The following is a 20,761-nucleotide window of genomic DNA, read 5'->3' as shown; positions in this document are numbered from 1 at the left end:
AGGTCAGCGTGAATCACTTCATCCTTAAACTGTAGCGACCTAAATCGCGTCCGTGATCTACTAACAAGCGCACGCAGAATTGCAGTCATTCGCTACGCACTTTCAAGCGCTTATCTACCTTGATTGCGCTCGATATCCACCTCGAGCTCTTCCTGTCTCCTGAGCTATCAGCGCGCCTGTAGAGACTGTCGGCGAGCTGCACGCCTGAGGGGAGTCGGTGGCGCTCAACCCGAGCGGGGGCTAGGGGACCCCGCCAGTGGACAGCGTACCGACGCCATCACCGCAGTGTCTCTAGAAACAGGAATGTCCCCACCACCCGGAGACGATGAGGACAAGCAGGTTCAAGTGTTCACCTATCTCCCGCCAGTACCCAACTTAGCTGCATCGCACCTGCCAAGACCCCCAAACGGTGAAAACTGCCCCCGATGCAGTGAAGAGCCCCCACCGTCTCGGAGACGGCGAGAGCTCTGAGATGACGGCGACACCACTCGGACCGCCGGACGCAATGCTATCAAAAACAAACGCAGACGGGGAAAATTGAGGATGTGAGTGGGAGACGGGCCGTCGTAGACCCGCGATCACCACACGACAGGGCCACGTCTCCCACGACAGTCAATCTACCGACTCTGGCGACATCATGCCCCTGGCCTATCTGGCACTCTGCTCAACGCAAAAAGCCCCCGCACCGAAGTGCGGGGGCTAATCGATCTAGAGCTTAGTTGCCCTGGATGGAGCCGACGATGGCAGTGAAGACGTCGACGAGAGCGGTAGCAACGGTGTCGATGATGGACTGGATGGTCTCGATCATGATGATCTCCTCAAGAGTGTGAAGTAGATACAGCGAGTGTTCCCGCCGTGACAGTGACACTACCGAGGCGCGCCGCGTCTTCGTTACGGTCCCAAAACCAGTACCCCCGCAAACGTAACGAAACGCATATCTAGCAGCGCGAATGATTACCCCCGCCAAGCGAAGGAACGCACACCCCGAACGGCAACTATGTTCGGGGTGCGCGAGACTCTTCGAAAGGATGACCACCAAGATGGTCAAGCACGAGAGGTCATCACGCTCTCGTACGAATTCGACACTATCTCAATCCCAACAAACATTGCGCGAACTTCACCCCTGGGGGTGTTGTGATTCATGCCACTTATAGCGTTGTCACGATGCGTCATGGCGCATAAAAAATCCCCTGCACCGCAGTGCAGGGAACATTGAGCTGAGTGTATTACTCAGCGCCGCCCTCAGCGCCACCGGCGTTGATGGAGCCGACGATGGACTCGAAGACGGAAACGAGAGCCTCGGAGACGGTGGTGATGATGCCCTGAATGGTTTCGATCATGATGATCTACCTTTCGATTGAAGGTGAAAAACTGAGGTAACGCGGGGTTCCGCATCACGGGCGCAAGTGTACCGACGGGCTGGGGCAGTTCGTTACGCTCGGCAACATAACCACCCTGAAACGGGGGTGCCTGATCGCAGACGAGGACCGTGGTCGGTACAGCACAGATGGTGACACAAGCAGGCGAATCTACAGGTCGTGCCGGATATCATCTGCGACCACATCCGCTGACTCCGGATGCCGTTGCAACAGGCGACGGATCGACGTCAGCGCCGCACGGTACTTCGACTCCAGCACGCTCACTCGATTCTCTAGGCTGTCCACTCGCTCATTGCTCGCCTTGAGCAGCCGCTTCAACTCGTTCACCTGTAGCCGAGTGAACTGGTTCATCTGATCCGCCAGCTGCTGCCAGTGCTCGGCCGTCGACAGCCTCGTGGAGACCGGCTACCTGCAGCCGTGGGAGATTGAAGGCGTCAGCATTGACGCTGCTATCGACCAGGCCACCAACAAGCAGCTCCTCGACGGCATCATGCGCCGCTCCGACCCCGAAGCCCAGTACCTCTTCGGGCGCACCGAAGACGTCATCAACCCCGAGATGGACGACCGCAACAATGTTGTCGACCTCCGGTCAGACTCCCCCCCATAGTTTCGGCCCCGAACAGGGAGAACCCGATGAAACTACTCCAAGTGTCCGTCCCCTCGAATACGTTGCTGATAGCAGCGACACCGAACCAGAGGAGGGCGATGACGATTACCACGACGGACCCTGAGGCCTATGCCAGGGAGAACAACATCGCCGTGGACGACCACCACGGCGGCGAGAAAGGTCGGCGACATCCGGACGGCAGCATCACTCTCCGATCAGACCTCGGGCCCATAGCTCGACGATGCACCCTCGCCCACGAACTCGGCCACCACACCTACGGTCACCAGCCCACCGCCAACCAGGTACTCCACAACCGCCAGGAGCGCCGTGCCGACGAGTACGCAGCCCGCATGCTCATCGACCCGGACGCCTACCAGGAAGCCGAAGCGCAGTACGGCCCCCATGTCGGCGCTATCGCCTGGGCCCTTGGAGTCACTCGGCATCTCGTCGAGGTATGGCGGGCCATGGTCCACACCACCCCTCATAAGATCACTGTGAGAAACTAAATAGACTGCCGGGCTGACGACGGCAGGCCCACCCCACATGAGGAGACGACCATGACCACCAACCAGCCACCCCAACCAGGCCGCCCCAGTGCTGCCCAGCAAGCCATCCAACAGAACCACACCGGCATCGGCACCCCAGCCAACTACCACGCACCACTGGCGAACCCGGCAAGAACCATTGACGGATTCACCGCCTGGACGACCGTCTCCGCCCTGATCTTCGCCATTTGCGGACTCCTCACGTTCATCGCCCTTGATGAAGTCAGATACACCGAAGACCTCGCATTCTCCATCATCTTCGCAATCTTTTCCGGCGCGGGGTTCATCGGCATGATCCTTTCGCGTATCGGTGCTGCGATTCGCAAAGCAGGCACTGCCCGATGAGCATCCGACGATCTGCCCTTGCTGCACTGTTCGCGATTCCCCTCGTCCTCGCCGCGTGCGGCAACGACGACCAGGCCCCAGCGCCCACGACGAGCAGTGCCGCATCCACGACCACCAGTACCACAAGCGCAACCACCTCGAGTACGACCAGCAGCACATCATCGGAGACACCCGCCCCGGAGCCCGTCGTCGACGAACCAGCAGCAGTCGAACCCGTCCCCGAACAACAGGGCATCTGGGCACCGCCAGGTCAAGGAACCCGCTGCCCCGGCACCGACGCCTACGTATGGAACTACGCCGACTGCAACCCCTCCAACGGGGTCATCGACCCCGACGAGTTCTACCGACTCACGGAACCCACCCCGGTGTACGAAGAGCCGTACCGATCCGGCGGATGCGTCGGCCCGCTGAAACGTGCGGCTACTACGACGACAACGGCAACCCGATCTGGTTCGACAAGGAGACCGGCGAGACCTCACCCCGGTACTACGACGACAACGGCAACCCCACCATGGAACCCCCTGGCACGAAAATAGCCCCCGGCCGGGCAAGATGATGAGAGTTCACGTATCGCTGACCAGCAAGAGGACGTCACAATCGCCTATCATGGTTCCGACCCCTGAGCACCCGGCGATCACAACACCGCCAATCACCACCCCTCCCCGCTCTCAGAGAGAATCCAAGAACATGACCGTCAGAAGAACCGCCACAGTCGCGCTGATTCTTGCCGTCCCCCTCGCGCTATCAGCCTGCACGACTAACGATGAAACTGCCGACACCAACCAAACCACGGCCCCGGCAAACAGTACGACAACAGAAGCCACTGAGGCCTCAGAAGACGAAGCTAGAATCGGCCAACCCCTCACGGTCGCCGGAGCTGAAATCACACCTACGAACCTCCGCCCCGCCGAACAGTCAGAACAAAAGCACACCTGCGTCGACATCAACATCAAAGTCGCCAGCGACGCCGAACCACTTGACATCCACGGCCTCGCCGCATGGAAGCTCTACGACCCGTCGAACACGGCCCGCCTCCAAACAGCAAACGACGACACACAGCATCTTCCCAACGTCGTCGAACCAGGCCAGGAAGCACAGGGAACCGTGTGCTTCGACAACGCCCCCGGCACCCCAGGCGACTATGAGCTCCGGTTCAGGGGAAACATCGATCCCCTGACCAACGAAGCAGTCTGGACCGGAAAGCTGTAAGAGGCAGCCGAGGGGCAAGGCACTCACATGACTAAGCCAGACCAGAAACCGCCACGTGCTCTCGTCATACTGATCGCTGTCGTTGCCACGATCGTGTCCATACCAGGTGGGTTTTTCGTAGCACTGATGATCATTTCACTCGTCCTCAAGATCTAACCCCGCGCAAGAATACGCCCCCCATCGCCGGGCAGAGTAATGAGGACGAGCAGTACCGATCATTTGAGAAGAAGGACACGGATGAGACCACACCGGATATCACTCCTCGCAGCTGCTATAGCGATGCTCCTCATCCTTACCGCGTGCACCGATAGTGAACCGCCCACCACCACGACCCCAACCCACGCCACGGCAGCCGCTCCACGTCCCACGCTGCCCATGCACATAGGCGAACGAACCCACCACGTGACCGACCGCGGCGAAGAATACTCCACCATCGAACACATCACAGTCGGCGGCCCCTGTGCACAATCAAGCGACATCAACGGCACACTAGAAACACCCGAAGTTGAAGGAAAGAAACTCGTCCAAATGTGGGCCACCAGAGAAGTCGTAAGCCGTAAACCGGACACAGCATCAATCTGGCACCCCCAGTACCTACGCCCAGGCGGCAAACCGGAACAAGCTACTCTCGCCCCCTGCTACACACCGGCAGGTTTTGAACGGTGGTCAACGTACGTTCCAGCAGGCGAGAGCGAACAGATCTACGCAGCTCAGTGGATCCCAGACGACGCAGACCGGCTCCTCTTCGGCGGCGACCGCGTGGTACACCTCAACGATACAGAGCCCTACCCCGACCTATAACGAAGAAGACCCCTGCCGATCTTCAGGACCGAAAGCGACCACAGAATGACATTGCCCGAGCGCTCTGAACGCGATAAGGACCAAACAACGGATGCAAAGCCTTGGTACAAAACACTGCTGCCCTGGAGTCTCATGGGTGGGACCCTCGTCGTAGCGGGCGCAGCTTACGTCGGATACATCATGTTCACGTCAATGACCGAAGGCGAAGCCATCAGAGCATGCCAGAACAAGATCGATAGCACAGTCACAGTTGCAGAAGATGCCAGTTGGTCGGACGTGGATGTCGGAAAACGAGACGGTGACCTATGGCTCGTCCAGGGGAAGACAGAGATTACTGACGAGAACAACGAACAACGATCCGTTCGTTACCAATGCAAGCTAACCGAACACCTCGAGATGACGTCAACACCAACAATCACCAATATCGACTAGGCCAGCGATCCAGAACCCCAAAGAAGAACGGACAGCAGATGGAACTTCGCGTACTCGCTATCGCCATCACAATCGGTATGCCAATAGCTCTCGCGAGCTGTGCCGCTAACAGCCAAGAAGCCATGACGACAGAATCTGAGATGAACACATCCGCTGCCATGCCAGCGCCCGTCATCCTCACTCCCGAAGAACTGGCCAAAAACAGTCCTATAACAATCGCCATGTACAGACCCCTCGTCATCAACGTGGCCAGTAACGCCGCCTCGTGGACAGAGGGAAGCACCGCAGACGACACCATCGCACGCTTCGCCCCCGGGCGGAATGACGGATCCGCAACGTTCAACCCAGGGTTCACGCCCCTGAACCCCGGAGGAACCACCGCCACGATCAAGGATCCAGAGACCAGCGAAAACATCGTCTTCGACATCGTCGTCGAAGTCGGATAGCAACCCGACAGAAGCGTGCCCCCCCACCCTGGTTAAGAGGATGGGGGCCAGAACGTCTCCGTATCACCAGCATACACAAGGAGCGTAGCAATGACCGTTCAACGACGTCCGAAGAGAGGCAAGGACAGCAGAGGCAGGGTCCGGTGGGTAGTCCGGTACTACGGACCATCCGGGAAGCAGCACTCCCGGACATTCCCCACCAGGGCCGAGGCTGTTGCTCACGATGAGGAACAGTCCCGGCTGCTGCGCCGGCGCGAGTGGGTCGACACCGATAACGCCCGTTACCTTGATGGTGTCCCCGTAAGCTCGGGGGCAGTTCACTGGCCTTGGTATGGCTGATTCACCCTGTTGTTCTACACAATGATCCGAATCTTCTATATCCGTCAATGGCCATTTTCGGCAGTCGTATGAAGCGCGTTGAGCAGTCGGTATAGGCGACGAGCGAGGTAGCGTTTGAGACACCGACGGATCTCACGCGGTGTTTTGCCTTCACCTCTTCGTCGGTCCGCGTAGGCCTGAGTTACGGGATCATGAGCCATTCGTACGACAACAGCCATGTGGAGTGCACTGTTGAGGCGCCGATCGCCACCCCGGTTGAGGCGGTGTCGGACAGTGTTACCCGAGGATGCAGGAATCGGGTTGACTCCAGCCAACGCAGCAAACGCAGCCTCGGAACGCACGCGCCCGAGATGCGACCAGGCCGTGTAGACAACAGCGGCGTTGACTGACCCGACCCCGATTTCGTCCAGTAGACCGGCGGCGGGAGTTGACTCGAGAATCTCTGTGATACGAGCATGGTTGCCCTTGAGCTCGTCGTCAAGACAGATAATGCGTTTGGCTAAACGAGCTGCTTCGGTTCGTGCCGTCGACGTGGCCATTTCCTCGTTGCGGACGCGCCAGTGGGCCACCGTCGCCAGCTGCTCAGGCGTGAGCGTCTGCCGAGCATCAATATCGAGTTCAACGCTACGAATCAATGCCACGAGCGCGTTGACTTTCGCCGTGCGTTCGTCGGTCATCTGTTCCCTGGCAGCAAGGAGGACTCGCAGACTGGCACGTGCTCCTTGATCGTGACGCGGGATGCGCAGTTTGGTGTGTTCAAGCGGCAGGCTTGCCGCAGCGATAGCAGCAGCGTCTAACGGGTCGGGTTTCCCAGCGCCTGGACGCGCCGACGCGTAGGCGGTGACTCTGGGAGCTTCGATAACCGAGTATCCGTCTCGTGCGACAGTACCGGCCAGTAGTGCTCCATAGCTTCCAGTACCCTCAACCACCCATAGAGCACCGAGATCCTCGCCAGTTCGGCGGGATACCCACGCAATGGCGCGGGATCGACCAGGTTTGGTGTTTGGGAATGTAGCAGTGTCGACATGTTCACCGTTTGGCGGTGAGCACGGCATAGGTGTGGGTGCGGGCGTGTGTATCGACGCCGATGACGAAGGGATGAGAATGCGCGACGGTGGTCATTGTCACCGATGGTCCTTTCCTGACGAACGGACAGATATGTTCGACCGCGTCACGGTCGGCAGCGGCCCCGTGTGGGAAGTCACTACCGAGACAGTCCTGTAATGAGCCACAACCATGTGGGCTGGGCAGTCTTCTGATCAAGCCGTCGGTGTGGACAGGGTCGGTGACGACCGCCAGCTTCGATGCCGGACAATTCGGATCCAAGGCCCACAACGGGCCGAGGGGGTGTTGGATCACAGCTGCGAAGAGGCGGCCTACACCAAGCCTGCCAGCTAGTCCCAGACCAGCTAGAACTAGTCTTACAGGGGGGTGTTGCCGCCGAGGTACCAGGACGCACGCTGACGGCTAATAGGGACGCGGCTCACCGGCTTTCGGGTGCGGTGAAGTCTCTTCGTAACGTGGGTGCCCGCACCGAGTGTCCGACCACCACCAGTGATCTTCCACCACAACCACATACCAACCTCCCCACTTCAAGGAGGGGAACCACCATGGAAGACACCACCACCTACGACGTCTACCTCGGACTCGACGTCGGCAAAACCGCCCACCACGGCTACGCACTGACCACCGATGGCACCACGGTCTACGACAAAGCTCTACCCCAGGACGAAACCAGCCTGCGCACCGTCTTCGACGAGCTCACTGCCCATGGCAGTGTGCTGTTGATCGTGGACCAGCCCAATACCATCGGTGCCCTGCCGATCGCCGTAGCGAGGGCCTGCGACTGCGCGGTTGCCTACCTGCCCGGCCTGGCGATGCGTAAGGCAGCTGATCTGTACCCCGGACAAGCCAAGACTGACCCGCGGGATGCGTTCATCATCGCTTGCCACCGCCCGTACGATGCCGCATACCCTGCGTGCGGTGGACCGCAATGCTGAGGTATTTTCCGCGCTGAAGATGCTGTCCGGACTCGATGACGACATCGCCCGGGACGCCACCCGCACGATCAACCGGCTGCGCAGCATCCTGGTGCAGATCTACCCGTCGTTGGAGCGGGTCTTCGCCGGTGAGATCATCCAGCGAACATTCGTCCTGGACCTGCTGATCCACTACGCCGGGCCCACGAAACTGAAGAAAATGGGCAGGAAGCGGGTGCTAACCTGGGCCCGAAACCACGCCAAGAAAGACCCCGAGGCCCTGGTCGACGCCATCTTCCAAGCCCTGAACGCCCAGACCGTCACCGTGCCCGGCACCGCCGCAGCAGAAGTGGCGATCGAAGATGCTGGCGACCAACATCAAGGCGCTGAAAACCCAGCGTGACAGCATCGCCGGGCAGGTCGAGGAGATGCTTGATGACTTCCCTCTTTCCTGGAGCCAGTTGCAGTCTTGATGTCGATGCCCTGGGTCGGCATCAAGACCGCCGCCAACATCCTGCTGTCTGTCGGCGACTGTTCCGACTTCCCCGATGCCGCCCACCTGGACCCCTCAGCCGGCATCGCCCCGGTGACCAGACGGTCCGGCACATCAATCCGTGGGGAGTTCCCCGCCCGATCCGGCAACAAGAGGCTCAAGAACGCCCTGTTCAGATCCGCCTGGATCGCATCGAACTGCCACGATGCCTCACGGTCGTACTACACCAAGAAACGAGCCGAGGGTAAGCGACACAACGGAAGCGGTGATGTGCCTGGCCCGCCGACGATGCAACGTGATCTTCGTGATGCTGACCCGTGGGGAGTTTTTCCAGGAGCTGCCGCCGAGCCCGGCTGCGGAGGCTGTTGCTGCCTAGATTGTTGAACTGAATCCCCTGTCCCGCCCACCTTGTAGGCGTTCCACCGTAACCGCGGGTGGAACGTGCGCGCCTGCATGTTCGAAGTGCCCTCACCGTTGATCAGTAAGGCAGGTCGAAGGAACTACGGCGGGGGGATTGACAATCTAGATAGGGACACCCCCTACTGAAAGACATCTGGCCCCTATGGGAACAGATGGCTACCACCGAGGGCACCAAGGCGGTACGGGAACGCGTTGGGAAGAACCTCGGCGAGCTCGCCACGACAAAGATCACCGACTTGCGCCCCACCCAGCTGCGCACCTGGCAGGCACTCTTAAAGGCTGGCCGCCCGTGGGTGAAGGGGTGCGGCGGTCTGTCGCTGAACACCCGGACGTCCTGGTGGACCCAGCTGTCCGGTTGTCTACACATGGCCGTCACAGATGAGATGCTGATCGTAAACCCGTGCAGCAAGGTCCCGGGCCCCGGCGCGGGATCGGACCCGGTGGACCCGCGCACGCGACCGACGATCGCCCAGATCCGGGACGCGGTGCAGCACGCGGACGACACAGGACGGGACACCATTGCAACGATGATCAACCTCGCAGTGTCCACCGGAATGCCGCCCGGGGAAGTCGGAGGACTGCGGTGGAAGAATGTCGACCGTCAGGCCGGGGTAATCCATGTGACCGAGCAGACCGTGCAATGCCCGGCGAAAGACTCGGACGGGTGGGGGCCGCTCAAGACACGGTCGTCGCGTCGGAAAATTCCGGTTCCTCCGGAGACGATGAACCGGCTTCGACGGTACCGGTTGAAACACCCCGCCGACGCGGGCGATGCGATGTTCCGTACCCCGACCGGGAGGCTGTGGTCATCCGATCGGATCAATCACGCGATCATCAACCTCGTCGGGAAGGGCGAGTGGGGTTTCCACGCGCTGCGGCACGTCTATGCGACGTCGCAGCTGTCCCAGGGGCGCAGTACCAAGGCCGTGCAGAAGGCGCTCGGTCACGCGAGCGCGTCGACGACGAAGGACACCTACTGGCATGTCCTCCCGGATGAGGAGGATCTGCGGCGGGGCTGGTAAGGGATGTACAAGGGATGGGGACCAGCACCCCGGATGTATCAGTTGGTGATGCAGAGGGGTGATGCCCCCTCTGACCTCTACGTGAGGATCTGGCGGCCCATGACCATGCGACAGACCTGGTTGGTGCCCTCATAGATCTGCGTGATCTTGGCATCACGCATCATCCGCTCCACCGGGAAATCACGGGTGTAGCCATACCCGCCGAGCAGCTGTACCGCGTCGGTGGTCACCTGCATCGCGATGTCGGAGGCGAAGGTCTTCGACCCGGCGGCCAGCAGCCCCAGCTTCTCCCCGCCCTCTGCCTCGCCGCGCTCCGCATTGGAGGCCGCGGTGTAGATCATCAGCCGTGCAGCATCAATCTTCATCTTCATATCGGCGAGCATGAACTGCGTGTTCTGGAACGCCGCAATAGGCTTACCGAACTGCTTGCGCTCCTTGACGTACTCCACTGCGGCATCGAACGCGCCCTGGGCGATACCCAGCGCCTGCGCGCCGATCGTCGGCCGAGTGTGGTCCAGGGTCGCCAACGCGGTCTTGAACCCAGTGCCCTGCGCCCCGATGATGCGGTCAGCCGGGATCTGGCAGTCCTCGAAGTACAACTCCGCGGTCGGGGAGCCCTTGATACCCAGCTTGTGCTCGAGGCCACCGACCCGGAAACCGGGATCATCCTTGTGCACCATGAACGCGGAGATCCCGTTGGCGCCGGCCTCCGGGTCAGTCACCGCCATCACGGTGTACCAGGTGGATTTCCCACCGTTGGTGATGAAGCACTTGGAGCCATTGAGCACCCAGTGATCGCCGTCATGCACGGCCTTGGTCTTCATGCCCCCGGCATCAGAGCCGGCCTCACGCTCGGTCAGTGCGTAGGACGCCATCGCACCGTTGGCGATATCCGGCAGTACCTGCTGCTTGAGCTCCTCGGAGCCGGACAGGATCAGTCCCATCGTGCCCAGCTTGTTCACCGCCGGGATCAGTGAGGATGCCCCGCACACACGGGCGACTTCCTCGATGACGATCACCGCGGCCAACGAGTCCGCCCCCTGTCCACCGTAGGCCTCACCGACGTGGATCGCGTTGAACCCGCTGTCGTTGAGTGCGGTGAGTGCCTCGTCCGGGAAGCGCTCGTCGGCGTCGACGGCGGCGGCGTACGGGGCGATCTGCTGCTCTGCGAGGCCACGGATGCTGTCGCGGAGCTCGCGGTATTCTTCCGGCAACTGGAAAAGATCAAAATCAGGGTTGAAAGCCATGAACGTCAGTCTCCTGGGAAAATCGTTGGAAATGCTCGTACCGGACGTTACCCGGCTCAGTACGCCCGCACCGAGGTACGCCGAACCCGATGATGTGATTCAGCCTACACTGGAGGTCATGGTTACTCAGCACCCGCAGGGGACTCCGAACAGCACAGATACCACCACCAGCGTGACCGATCGCCCCAGGTTCCGTCGGGCCGGGACGGTGGGAGCTGTCGGGGCATCAGTAGTTCTGGCGGTGTCGGCTCTCAGCGCGTGTGCCGACGGAGACAGTTCGACGGACGCGGGCACGGCGCCGGTCGAGGATGCCGGTTCCACCAGCGACTCTGCCGCGGAACCTGCAGACACTCCTGCCGACGGGAGCGACAACACCGGGAACGGCAGCACCGGGGGCGATGATGATTCGAGCGATGAAGGCCGCTGCACCACCGACGGTCTCGACATCACGCTGGGACAGAGCCAAGGCGCCGCAGGCAGCCTGCTGGTGGACGTGAACTTCACCAACTCCGCTTCTGCGGACTGCACCCTGGCCGGGTTCCCCGGGGTCGCACTCGTTGACGAGGCCGGCGATCCGATCGGTGCCCCTGCAGTTCGGGAGGACAATGCACCCAGTGGAGTCGTCGACCTCCGGCCCGGCGAATCGGCTACCGCAGCCCTCAAGATCAGCCGGGCGGAGAATTACGATGACCAGGCCTGCGGGCTGACTCCCGCCGACGGGTTGCAGGTCATCGTGCCCGAGGAAACTGACACCACGGTCCTCAGCTTCACCGACGGTTCCGACGACCTCGCCCAGGTCACCGCATGCATCGACGACTCCGTGGAGCTGTTGTCCGTCCAGCCCCTCGCTGCAGGCGCGTGATCCGGGCACTTACTCCCCTCGCCGTCACTGTCACCGTCCTGGTGCTGCGGGGATGGCAGCTGAGCCAACGAAGTTTCTACTGGGACGACCTGGTCATTCCTTCCCGGTTCCGGGACACCGGTCTGTGGGTTCCCTACGACGGTCACCTGATGCCCGGGTCCGCGGCCGTACAGATCTTCGCTGACACTGTGGCTCCGTTGCAGTGGTGGCTACCCGCCGTCATCACGGTTGCGGCGACGGCTTTGGCGGCTTTCCTCTGGTGGCGTCTCCTTGGGCACGTCCTTGGGCACGTCACAGACCAGCGGCTGCTTCAGACGATTGCCTTCACCGCGATAATGTTCTCGCCGTTTCTGGGAACTGCCTCCGGCTGGTGGTCAGCCGGCGTCAATGCGCTCGCCTGGCAGATCGCGGCCGCCGGAGTCGGCCTGATCATACTGTCCGCCCCGGCGCGCGCGGGCTTCTATACAACGGCGACACGCTCCCTGGCCGCGAGCACTGTATTGTTCGCCGGTCTGTTTATGACGGAGAAAGCTCTGTCGGTGGTTCCCGCGATGGTGATGGTGGCACTGGTACTGCGTGCAGGTGGGCGACGGTTCTCACTACTCGTCTACAGTCTGCCGGCTGTACTGACCGGTGGATGGGTCGTTCTCTACCTGTCTCTGGTCGACCGAACCCCGGACGCGTTCTCCCCCGGCCTCGACGGCATCACCACGGCGCTCGGTTCCTCGGTGCTGCCGGGTGTCCTCGGCGGCCCGTGGAGTTGGGACCGGTGGAACCCGTCCCCGGCGTTCTCGACGACTCCCGGCGTGGTCCAGCTGGTGGCCGCACTTGTGGTGGCTGGACTCGTTGCAGCCTACCTTGTTCACCTGCGGTCACGGATCGTCGTCGGCGTTGCCGCTCTCGCCGGTTCTGCAGGCTATCTCGTGGTGATCCTGCTGCTGCTTCGTGAGGGCCGCACCGGCGAGGGGTCGACGGACCTGTTGGCACGTGGCATGCACTACTACGCCGACTGGTGGGCCGTCACCGTTCTCCTTCTCGTTGCGGCCGTGGCCGGGTCTCGACGCCATACGTCCGTGCACACTGGCCGGCGCGTGTCTCATCCGGTAGTCGCGGTGGTGCTCTGTCTCCTTTTCATTGTCAGCTCGTCCGTGTCCACCGTCACCTGGGTTTCCGCTTGGTCCGGGGACGAGACCGACGACTATCTTGCCGGAGTACGTCGGGCGGTGAATGACGCTGAAACCTCCGGTATTCCGCTCCCGGAACAGAACACCCCCCTGGAGGTGCTCACCCCCCTGATGTCGCCGTACAACACAGTCGGTGCGGTGGCGGGGCGACTGCATGACAGCGACAGCATCAGCGCAGTCACCACGAATCCGCGGGTGGTGACACCCGACGGCCGGATTGCTGATGCAGCCGTGCTCGACATCGCGAGAAGCACCCCGGGAGATTCCCCAGACTGCGGCGTCCGGGTAGAGGCAGGTCAACCCCAGATCATCAGGGTTGACCCCGCGCTCCCGTTCGGCGACTGGACCTGGGAATTCACCGCGACCGCGGACCAACCCGTCACCGTCCGTCTATCCACCCCCAACGGGCTCGAGGACGAGTCGCAGTGGCGGGCACGGACCGTGGCCGTTGAGGTGGGCACTGATCTCGTGACCAGGTGGGTCAATCTGTCAGGTGGCGGCGGGACGATCCTGGCCGAGATCGACGGCCCACCCGGCTCACACGTCTGTGTCGGTGCCGGAGCGGTAGGCCCGCTTCTGGCCCGCTAGGCTGGGGGCGAGGCCTAGGACACATAGGACACACGATCGCGACGAAAGGCACCCACACCATGTACGACATCGTCATCATCGGCGGTCACGGGAAGGTGGCCATGCTGACGGCACCGATGCTCGTCGAGTCAGGCAGCACCGTGACCTCGGTGATCCGCTCCCGTGACCAGTTCAATGACGTCCGGGAGACCGGTGCGACCCCCACGGTGGCTGACATCGAATCCATGAGCACCGACGCCATCGCCGATCTCCTCGAAGGACATGACACAGTCATCTGGGCGGCGGGCGCCGGCGGAGGAGATCCTGAACGTACCTGGGCGGTCGACCGTGACGCTGCGATCCGCACCGTCAACGCGGCCGAAGAGGTCGGAATCAGCCGCTTCATCATGGTGTCCTGGTCGGGTTCCTACCTCGACCACTGCATTCCTGAGGACAGCGACTTCTACCCGTACGCGGAGTCGAAGGCAGCTGCCGACCAACACCTCCGCGATTCCGAACTCGACTGGACGATCATCGCGCCGAGCACACTGACCGATGACCGCGACCGCGGTGGCATCGAGATCCTCCCTGAGGGCGATGGACGGACTGACGCCACGGAGGTCCCCCGGGAGACCGTGGCCCAGACCATTGTCGCCGCGCTGGAGTGCCCGCAGACCTCCGCGCGGACGATCAGGTTCAACGAGGGCAATGAAGATCCCCACGAGGCTCTGCGGAGGATCGAGTGGTGACCCCGTCGGAGCCAGCACCCGTGCAAGCACCCGACGTCGCCCTCCTTTTCGAGGGCGGGGGAATGCGCAACAGTTACACTGCGGCCTGCGTGTCCGAGCTCATCGAGCGGCGCGTCCGCTTCGGTTGGGTCGGCGGGATCTCCGCCGGCGCATCACACACGGTGAACTTCCTGTCCCACGACGCAGAGCGGGCCAGACAGAGTTTCGTGGAATTCGGTGCAGCCCCGGGCACCGGCGGTATCAGCTCTTTCCTACGTGGCGACGGCTACTTCAACGCGGAGTTCATCTATGAGACATCCGGACTTCCAGGCAACGAGTTTCCTTTCGACTGGGACGAGTTCGCCGCTGATCCGACGCCGTTCCGCATTGGTGCCATGCATGCCCGGACCGGCGAAACGGTCTACTGGGGCCGGGACGACATCCCCGACCTACAGTCGTTGATGAAACGAGTCAGGGCCTCCTCAACGATGCCCGTACTGATGAAGACACCTGTGGTGGACGGCGAGCCGTACGTCGACGGAGCACTGGGGTCCTCGGGAGGCGTCCTTCTGGAGGCCGCCGAGAACGACGGATTCGAGAAGTTCCTGGTCATCTGCACCCGCCCACGCGATTACGTCAAACCCGACGTCAAGTACCCCGGTGCAGTACGCAGGGTACTCAGGGACACTCCTGCTGTCGCGGAGGCCGTGATCACCCGGCCCGCCCGCTACAACGCCACCAAGCGCCGCCTCCTTGAGTTGGAGGCACAGGGCCGTGCTCTCCTCTTCTTCCCGGACCATATGCGGATCGCCAACACCGAGCGCAAGATCGACAAGCTACGGGCGTCCTATGAGGACGGAGCGGCACAGACCAGTGCTGACTGGTCGAGGTGGATGGAGTTCCTCACGGCGTAGACCGTAGGTGCTGACCGGTGGCCGGGTACCCTGTACAGTTCGATCCATGGACGCCAGGCCCCGCGGAGACGGGCTCCTCCGCCCCTCCGATTTGCCCGAGGTCATCGCGCACCGACGTGCGCTCCTCCACCGCAGCAGTGTCTCCTCTGATGAGCTCGCTGCCTCCACGGAAGATCTCCGGCGCATCGACATGATGATCACCGCCAATGAGAGCCGGGCACAGTCCCCCGCTTCCGCCGTGGCATGGTCAGTCGTCGTTGTAGCCGCTGCCGGGTTACTCGTGGTTGGCGGGCTCTCCCTCATCACCGCTACCGCGGACGGAGCGGGTATCCGGAACATTCCGGGGAAGGCCGGTGGTCTGCTGCTGGTCCTCGGTGGATCCTTCAGCGGCGTACTGTGCCTGGTCTATCTGTGGGCGGGGGTGGTGCTCCACCGTCGATGCATCCGGCAGGACCGCGCATTTCGGTCGGCGGTGAGCGAGATACTGGCCGAAACCTCCCCCACCTCCTCTAGCTTTCCCACCCTCCTCGACGAGAAGGAGACCGTCATGTGTCGCAGGTGGTTGGTCGATCAGCTCGCCTCCGATGAACAGCGGGAGCAGACGTAGTGGGTAACGTTTGCACAGTAGAGCCGATTATTTCTATGAGTGAACAACTGTCGGACCTCTCACCCTCTTGGACGTGATGCACCATGTCATCCTCCCGCTCTTTTCCTCGACGCCTCCTCGCCGGGGTCGCTGCCCTGGCTGCTTCCACCGCTCTGGCTGTCGGCCTCGCCAGCCCTGCACAAGGTCAGGAGGGTCGACCGTTGGCGGTCTACCAGATCCCGGCGCTCGGGCTTCATGTCAGTGGGCTTGTCGTCCCCGGCCCCTACTTCGCCTCCGTCGTGGCCCGGGCCACCGTCACCCCTGGTGAGGTGAACATCTCCGCCCCTGCAGACCCGACCATCTGCTCCGGAAGCGCAGCCGGCTCGCACGTGACCGTCAACTACCTGAACCTCACGACGGGGAAGGCCGGTGAAGTCACAGTGAAACCGTGTCCGACCTACCTCGATCCGACACCGCTGAACGTCAATGAGAAAACCGGCAGCGGCCAGATCGCGGTCTCCATCCGGGTGACGAATTCCGCCATGTCCCCGAATGCCGGCCAGCCGTCGTTACCCGGGGCGGGAACATTCCACGCTCCGTGACGTCTCGCACACCGACCGAGCCTGCAATGTCTTAGGATAGGGATTTTCTCTCCCTGTCCCCTGACCCTGTACGGAGCACACCATGGCCGGTGGCCTGATCGCACTACTTGACGATGTCACCCTCATCGCCAGGAAAGCAGCTGCCAGTAGTCGTGACATTGCACAGGCTGCAGCAACCACAAGCACGAAGGCCGCTGCCGTCGTCGTAGACGACGCCGCCGTGACCCCCAGCTTCGTCCAGGGTGTCAGTCCTGCCCGTGAACTGCCGATCATCTGGCGGATCACCAAGGGCTCGCTGGTCAACAAGATCATCGTGATCCTCCCGGTGATCCTTCTTCTCAGCTGGCTTGCCCCGTGGGCGCTGACCCCCATCCTCATGCTCGGCGGCACCTATCTGGCGTTTGAAGGTGCGGAGAAGATCTGGCACGCCATATCCTCCAGAGCTGCCCGACGCGGTGGAGACACCGTCCACCATGAGCCTGACGACAGCACCGCTGCTTCCCCGGATGATGAGGATTCACTGGTGAAAGGGGCAGTACGCACCGACTTCATCCTGTCGGCCGAGATCATGGTTCTGTCCCTCAATGAGCTGACAGGGCGCGGGCTACCAGAACGGGCGGCGATACTCGTCGGCGTAGCGCTGGTGATCACATTCGTCGTCTACGGAGTGGTCGGGGTACTGATCAAGATGGATGATGTCGGCCTCGCCCTCGCCGACCCCTCCCGCGAACGCGCGGAGGCCGTCCGTCGTCTGGGACGGGGGCTCGTGGCGCTGATGCCCCGACTATTGACGACGCTCTCGGTGGTCGGCACCGCCGCCATGCTCTGGGTCGGCGGGCATATTCTTCTGGTCGGTACCGACGACCTGGGCTGGCATGCGCCGTACGCTGCCGTCCATCACCTTGAGGAACTGGTTTCTTCCGCCGGTGGTGCCGTGCAGTGGCTGGTGGAGACCGGATGCTCGGCGTTCATCGGGCTCCTCGTCGGTTCTGTTGTCGTCGCACTTGTCACGACTGTCCGTCGGGTGGCGGTTCGTTCGCGATGATGTACTCACCCCGTTCATAGTCGTAGTCAACGGGGTTTCCGTCCTCATCCGTCCGCGTGTACCAGTCCGTGACTTCGGCCGCGCGGGAATTGAAGTCCCCGCCGGTGGCGTAATCACTGTCGGCGTCGGTCTCTTCGACGGCGATCGCGAAGTTGTCGCCGTGATCGCGGACGCCGTGCACTACGGCGTTAGACAACGCCTGTTCCTGGAAGTCGTCCCGGATCGTGTACGGATCTGTACGGAGTTCCCGAAGCAGGGCTATCGCCATCAGCACCAGGACGACGGCGAAGGGCAGTGCGGTGACAGTGATGAAGTTCTGCAGCCCCTGGAGAGCATCTTCGCCTCCGGCGAGAAGGATGACCACGGCGATACCGGCCATGCACAGGCCCCAGAAGACCGTCACACCTTTCCGGGGGTTCGGGTTTCCACGCTGTGACAGCTGGGAGTTCACCAGAGAGGCGGAATCAGCTGTCGTAATGAAAAACACGGCAAGCATCACGATAACCACCGGTGCCACGATCCCGGCACCCGGGAGCTGGTCCAGCACCGTGAAGAAAATCTCCTCGGCGGCGGGCATGCCGGCCGGATCATCGCCCGGGGCGATACCACCGGACTGTCGCTGAATCCAGATCGATGTACCACCGAGGATGGTGAAAGCCAGCACGATGATCGTAGAGGGGATGAAGAGAACGCCGAGGATGAACTGCCGGATCGTGCGACCCCGGGAGATCTTGGCCACGAAGACTCCGACGAACGGAGACCAGGAAACCCACCACGCCCAGTAGAACGTCGTCCATCCGGAGAGAAAGGCCTGCATATCCTCGCCTTCGCCCATATTCGCCGACAGCATCTCGGGCATCGACCCGACGTAATCGACGATCACAGCGGGGATCATATTGGCGAGGAACGCCGTGGGCCCGACGATGAAGAAGAACAACGCCAGTCCGATGGCGAGCACCATGTTGATGTTCGACAGCCACCGGATGCCCTTAGCCACACCCGAGACCGCAGACAGGATGGTGCCGATAGTCAGGACCATGATGATCAGGAGTGCGAAGGTGTTTCCTGCCGGCGACCAGCCGGACACCACTTCTACCCCCTTGGCGATCTGCAGCGCACCGATACCGAGCGACGCCGCGGTACCGAAGAGGGTCGCGACGATGGCCATCCCGTCGATAAGACGTGCCGGGAGGGTGTCGGTGGACTTCACTGCAAACAACGGCATGAGAATCGAACTCATCAGAGGAACCCTGCCTCTGCGGTAGGACACATAAGCCACGGCGAGGCCGACGATGGCGTAGATGGCCCAGGCGTTGATGCCCCAGTGCATCGCCGACTGCGACATCGCGCCCTTGACCGCTTCCTGCGTGGCCGCGTCATATCCACCAGGACGAGGATCGAGGTAGTGGCTCATCGGTTCGTACGGGCCGAAGAAGATGATCCCGATACCGATACCTGCGGCGAACAGCATCGCCGTCCAGGACATCGTGGAGTACTCGGCTTTCTCACCGTCGAGGCCCAAGGGGATCTTTCCGTACCTGCTAAAAGCGAGAATGAGGAGGAAGAACATCAGTCCCGTGGCCAGAGCGGTGAACACCCAGCCCATGTTCTGCATGACCCAGGCCAATGCCGCTGAGGAAGCATCAAACACCTGCTGCGGATCAAGAACGCCCCACGCGATGAAAGCGACGATCAGGCCACCGACAACGCTCACGATACGCCAGTCAATGGAGTACCTGATGCGTTGATCCTCCACAGAAACGCCCGGCACCAGAGCCGGGTGGATGCTGTGCGGGTAAGTCACTTCCCGGATGAAACTCTTCGCAGACTCCCTGCGGGTGGATCTCGTCTGCTCGCGTTTCTCTCCAGGTTCTGAGGGGTCCACGATCGTTTTCTCCGTTATCTTCTCTTGTGGTTCGTCACTGCCAACCTTTACAACGGTAGAGAAGAACGTGCTGCGCTGCAGAAATCATCACGGGTGTTCCCCGGCGACAGTCAGTGTGGAGCTGACCATGACATGTGGAGGACCGGGTACGGACGTCCGGCGTCGTCGTAGTCGTCCCGGCCAGTGACAGTGAAACCGCGGCGACGGTAGAACGCCACTGCCTGGGCGTTCTGCTCATTGACATCCACCCGGCGGACGCCGTGAACGGCGAGGACATTGTCCAGCAGAAGACCTCCGACACCATTCCCCCGGACCGCGGCATCGACGAAAAGCATCTCCAGGTTCCGCTCGTTCGTGCCTGCGAACCCGACGGGCACACCACCGAGCTCGGCGACGGTCAACTGAACCTGAGGGAAGTACTCCGCAGCTAAAGCTGACTCGATGGCGTCGCGGTCCGCATCCGCCAGGAAGTCATGGGTGGCATCGACGGCCGACCGCCAGATCCCTACCAGCGTCGGGTACTCGTACGCCCCGCGGCATGGTCTCAGCGATGTACTGTCCATCAGACTCCTCCGTTCCTGCCTGCATGGTCTCACACTGTAGTCGGCCGCCGGATGTGCACAGGACCGCCGTGCGTCCTCAGGTATCGACCAGCCACGACAACGCTCCAGAGACCAGCAATCCGACGATCAGCGCATTGGCCGCACTAACCAGCACCGCGGAGGTGAGGACCACCGTCCTAGGGATACCCGAGGCACGCATGATGAACGCAGTTATCGGGACACTAAACAGAAGTCCGCTGACAAGCATCGCCACGGGCGACCCCCAGCTCCCGACACGGCGCATCACCCTGTGGTCCTTCCATCTGCCCTCCTGACGACGACCGACGGTACCTGCGATCCCTACTGCAGAGACAGTGATCAGAACCGTCCCCACCGTTCCGACGATGACGGTCGGTAACCAGTGTATGCCAGAGAGGACACCGACTAGTGCCGCCACATCACCCTCGAGAAGCGGCACCAACCCGATGACGAAGACCGCTGTCAGTTGCAGGCCGCCAGGAAGGGTGTCGACATACTGCTGCAACGAGATGATCCAGTCTTGAATCTGTTCCACGTGAGTTC

At 61.8% G+C, this 20,761-nt stretch carries 21 protein-coding genes and 2 pseudogenes; 17 read left to right on the top strand and 6 right to left on the bottom strand.

Annotated features, from left to right (window positions below; all coding sequences use genetic code 11):
• Nucleotides 1–1,529: 1,529 nt before the first annotated feature.
• A complete protein-coding gene (locus CGLY_RS06445; RefSeq protein ID WP_038547569.1) occupies nucleotides 1,530–1,730 on the bottom strand; it encodes a hypothetical protein in 201 nt (66 codons plus the stop codon).
• A 43-nt stretch (nucleotides 1,731–1,773) separates the two neighbouring features.
• On the opposite strand from CGLY_RS06445, the gene CGLY_RS06440 reads away from it, so the two are divergent.
• The 8 genes from CGLY_RS06440 to CGLY_RS06415 all read left to right on the top strand — a co-directional run bounded on the left by CGLY_RS06440 (nucleotide 1,774) and on the right by CGLY_RS06415 (nucleotide 5,764).
• The gene (locus CGLY_RS06440) at nucleotides 1,774–1,986 is read left to right on the top strand and encodes a hypothetical protein (RefSeq protein ID WP_038547566.1); all 213 of its coding nucleotides are present in this window, start codon (nucleotides 1,774–1,776) and stop codon (nucleotides 1,984–1,986) included.
• A gap of 98 nt (nucleotides 1,987–2,084) precedes the next feature.
• A complete protein-coding gene (locus tag CGLY_RS06435) occupies nucleotides 2,085–2,492 on the top strand; it encodes an ImmA/IrrE family metallo-endopeptidase (protein ID WP_052539782.1) in 408 nt (135 codons plus the stop codon).
• Between the two features lie 51 nt (nucleotides 2,493–2,543).
• Entirely contained in the window at nucleotides 2,544–2,876 is a 333-nt protein-coding gene (locus CGLY_RS06430; protein WP_038547563.1) for a hypothetical protein, read from the top strand.
• A gap of 394 nt (nucleotides 2,877–3,270) precedes the next feature.
• The gene (locus tag CGLY_RS17540) at nucleotides 3,271–3,432 is read left to right on the top strand and encodes a hypothetical protein (protein ID WP_158407376.1); all 162 of its coding nucleotides are present in this window, start codon (nucleotides 3,271–3,273) and stop codon (nucleotides 3,430–3,432) included.
• A 131-nt stretch (nucleotides 3,433–3,563) separates the two neighbouring features.
• Nucleotides 3,564–4,085: a hypothetical protein gene (locus tag CGLY_RS06425; protein ID WP_038547560.1), complete on the top strand. Its 522-nt coding sequence runs from the start codon at nucleotides 3,564–3,566 to the stop codon at nucleotides 4,083–4,085.
• Nucleotides 4,086–4,487: 402 nt separating this feature from the next.
• Nucleotides 4,488–4,886 (top strand): hypothetical protein, encoded by a 399-nt coding sequence (locus CGLY_RS17370; protein WP_144313639.1) that lies wholly within the window; start codon nucleotides 4,488–4,490, stop codon nucleotides 4,884–4,886.
• Nucleotides 4,887–4,931: 45 nt separating this feature from the next.
• Entirely contained in the window at nucleotides 4,932–5,318 is a 387-nt protein-coding gene (locus CGLY_RS06420; RefSeq protein ID WP_038547557.1) for a hypothetical protein, read from the top strand.
• Nucleotides 5,319–5,539: 221 nt separating this feature from the next.
• Complete coding sequence (locus CGLY_RS06415; RefSeq protein WP_144313638.1) at nucleotides 5,540–5,764, top strand: hypothetical protein; 225 nt, start codon at nucleotides 5,540–5,542, stop codon at nucleotides 5,762–5,764.
• Nucleotides 5,765–6,147: 383 nt separating this feature from the next.
• On the opposite strand, the pseudogene CGLY_RS06410 reads toward CGLY_RS06415, so the two are convergent.
• Nucleotides 6,148–7,225, bottom strand: a pseudogene (locus CGLY_RS06410) (IS110 family RNA-guided transposase).
• Nucleotides 7,226–7,713: 488 nt separating this feature from the next.
• Between CGLY_RS06410 and CGLY_RS17105 the strand changes: the two are divergent.
• A pseudogene (locus tag CGLY_RS17105) lies at nucleotides 7,714–8,951 on the top strand (IS110 family RNA-guided transposase).
• A 196-nt stretch (nucleotides 8,952–9,147) separates the two neighbouring features.
• Nucleotides 9,148–10,017 carry a tyrosine-type recombinase/integrase gene (locus CGLY_RS06395; protein ID WP_038547548.1) on the top strand — a complete coding sequence of 290 codons (870 nt, stop codon included), beginning with the start codon at nucleotides 9,148–9,150 and terminating at the stop codon, nucleotides 10,015–10,017.
• Between the two features lie 77 nt (nucleotides 10,018–10,094).
• Here the strand turns inward: CGLY_RS06395 and CGLY_RS06390 are convergent, their stop codons facing one another.
• Nucleotides 10,095–11,264 carry an acyl-CoA dehydrogenase family protein gene (locus tag CGLY_RS06390; RefSeq protein WP_038547545.1) on the bottom strand — a complete coding sequence of 390 codons (1,170 nt, stop codon included), beginning with the start codon at nucleotides 11,262–11,264 and terminating at the stop codon, nucleotides 10,095–10,097.
• A gap of 118 nt (nucleotides 11,265–11,382) precedes the next feature.
• On the opposite strand from CGLY_RS06390, the gene CGLY_RS06385 reads away from it, so the two are divergent.
• The 7 genes from CGLY_RS06385 (at nucleotide 11,383) to CGLY_RS06355 (ending at nucleotide 17,752) form a co-directional block, all read left to right on the top strand.
• Nucleotides 11,383–12,126 (top strand): DUF4232 domain-containing protein, encoded by a 744-nt coding sequence (locus tag CGLY_RS06385; protein ID WP_158407375.1) that lies wholly within the window; start codon nucleotides 11,383–11,385, stop codon nucleotides 12,124–12,126.
• Complete coding sequence (locus CGLY_RS06380; protein ID WP_052539776.1) at nucleotides 12,123–13,898, top strand: hypothetical protein; 1,776 nt, start codon at nucleotides 12,123–12,125, stop codon at nucleotides 13,896–13,898. Before CGLY_RS06385 ends, CGLY_RS06380 begins: the two co-directional genes overlap by 4 nt.
• A 59-nt stretch (nucleotides 13,899–13,957) precedes the next feature.
• Nucleotides 13,958–14,626, top strand: coding sequence for an SDR family oxidoreductase (locus CGLY_RS06375; protein ID WP_038547542.1), 669 nt, complete (start codon nucleotides 13,958–13,960; stop codon nucleotides 14,624–14,626).
• A gap of 62 nt (nucleotides 14,627–14,688) precedes the next feature.
• Nucleotides 14,689–15,519: a patatin-like phospholipase family protein gene (locus tag CGLY_RS06370; protein ID WP_052540732.1), complete on the top strand. Its 831-nt coding sequence runs from the start codon at nucleotides 14,689–14,691 to the stop codon at nucleotides 15,517–15,519.
• 46 nt (nucleotides 15,520–15,565) lie between these two features.
• Nucleotides 15,566–16,126: a hypothetical protein gene (locus tag CGLY_RS06365; protein ID WP_038547539.1), complete on the top strand. Its 561-nt coding sequence runs from the start codon at nucleotides 15,566–15,568 to the stop codon at nucleotides 16,124–16,126.
• Nucleotides 16,127–16,209: 83 nt separating this feature from the next.
• Nucleotides 16,210–16,707, top strand: coding sequence for a hypothetical protein (locus tag CGLY_RS06360; RefSeq protein ID WP_038547535.1), 498 nt, complete (start codon nucleotides 16,210–16,212; stop codon nucleotides 16,705–16,707).
• A gap of 82 nt (nucleotides 16,708–16,789) precedes the next feature.
• On the top strand, nucleotides 16,790–17,752 hold the full coding sequence (locus tag CGLY_RS06355) for a DUF808 domain-containing protein (protein WP_038547532.1): 963 nt from the start codon (nucleotides 16,790–16,792) through the stop codon (nucleotides 17,750–17,752).
• Here CGLY_RS06355 and CGLY_RS06350 read toward each other — a convergent pair.
• The 3 genes from CGLY_RS06350 to CGLY_RS06340 form a co-directional block, all read right to left on the bottom strand.
• The gene (locus tag CGLY_RS06350; protein WP_038551679.1) at nucleotides 17,715–19,556 is read right to left on the bottom strand and encodes a BCCT family transporter; all 1,842 of its coding nucleotides are present in this window, start codon (nucleotides 19,554–19,556) and stop codon (nucleotides 17,715–17,717) included. The genes CGLY_RS06355 and CGLY_RS06350 overlap by 38 nt on opposite strands.
• A gap of 191 nt (nucleotides 19,557–19,747) precedes the next feature.
• The gene (locus CGLY_RS06345) at nucleotides 19,748–20,200 is read right to left on the bottom strand and encodes an acetyltransferase (RefSeq protein WP_038547529.1); all 453 of its coding nucleotides are present in this window, start codon (nucleotides 20,198–20,200) and stop codon (nucleotides 19,748–19,750) included.
• A 76-nt stretch (nucleotides 20,201–20,276) separates the two neighbouring features.
• Nucleotides 20,277–20,753, bottom strand: a complete 477-nt coding sequence (locus CGLY_RS06340; protein WP_038547526.1) for a hypothetical protein — start codon at nucleotides 20,751–20,753, stop codon at nucleotides 20,277–20,279.
• Between the last annotated feature and the right edge of the window lie 8 nt (nucleotides 20,754–20,761).

Source organism: Corynebacterium glyciniphilum AJ 3170 (assembly GCF_000626675.1).
Classification (GTDB): domain Bacteria; phylum Actinomycetota; class Actinomycetes; order Mycobacteriales; family Mycobacteriaceae; genus Corynebacterium; species Corynebacterium glyciniphilum.
This window is presented reverse-complemented; position numbering and strand designations above follow the sequence as displayed.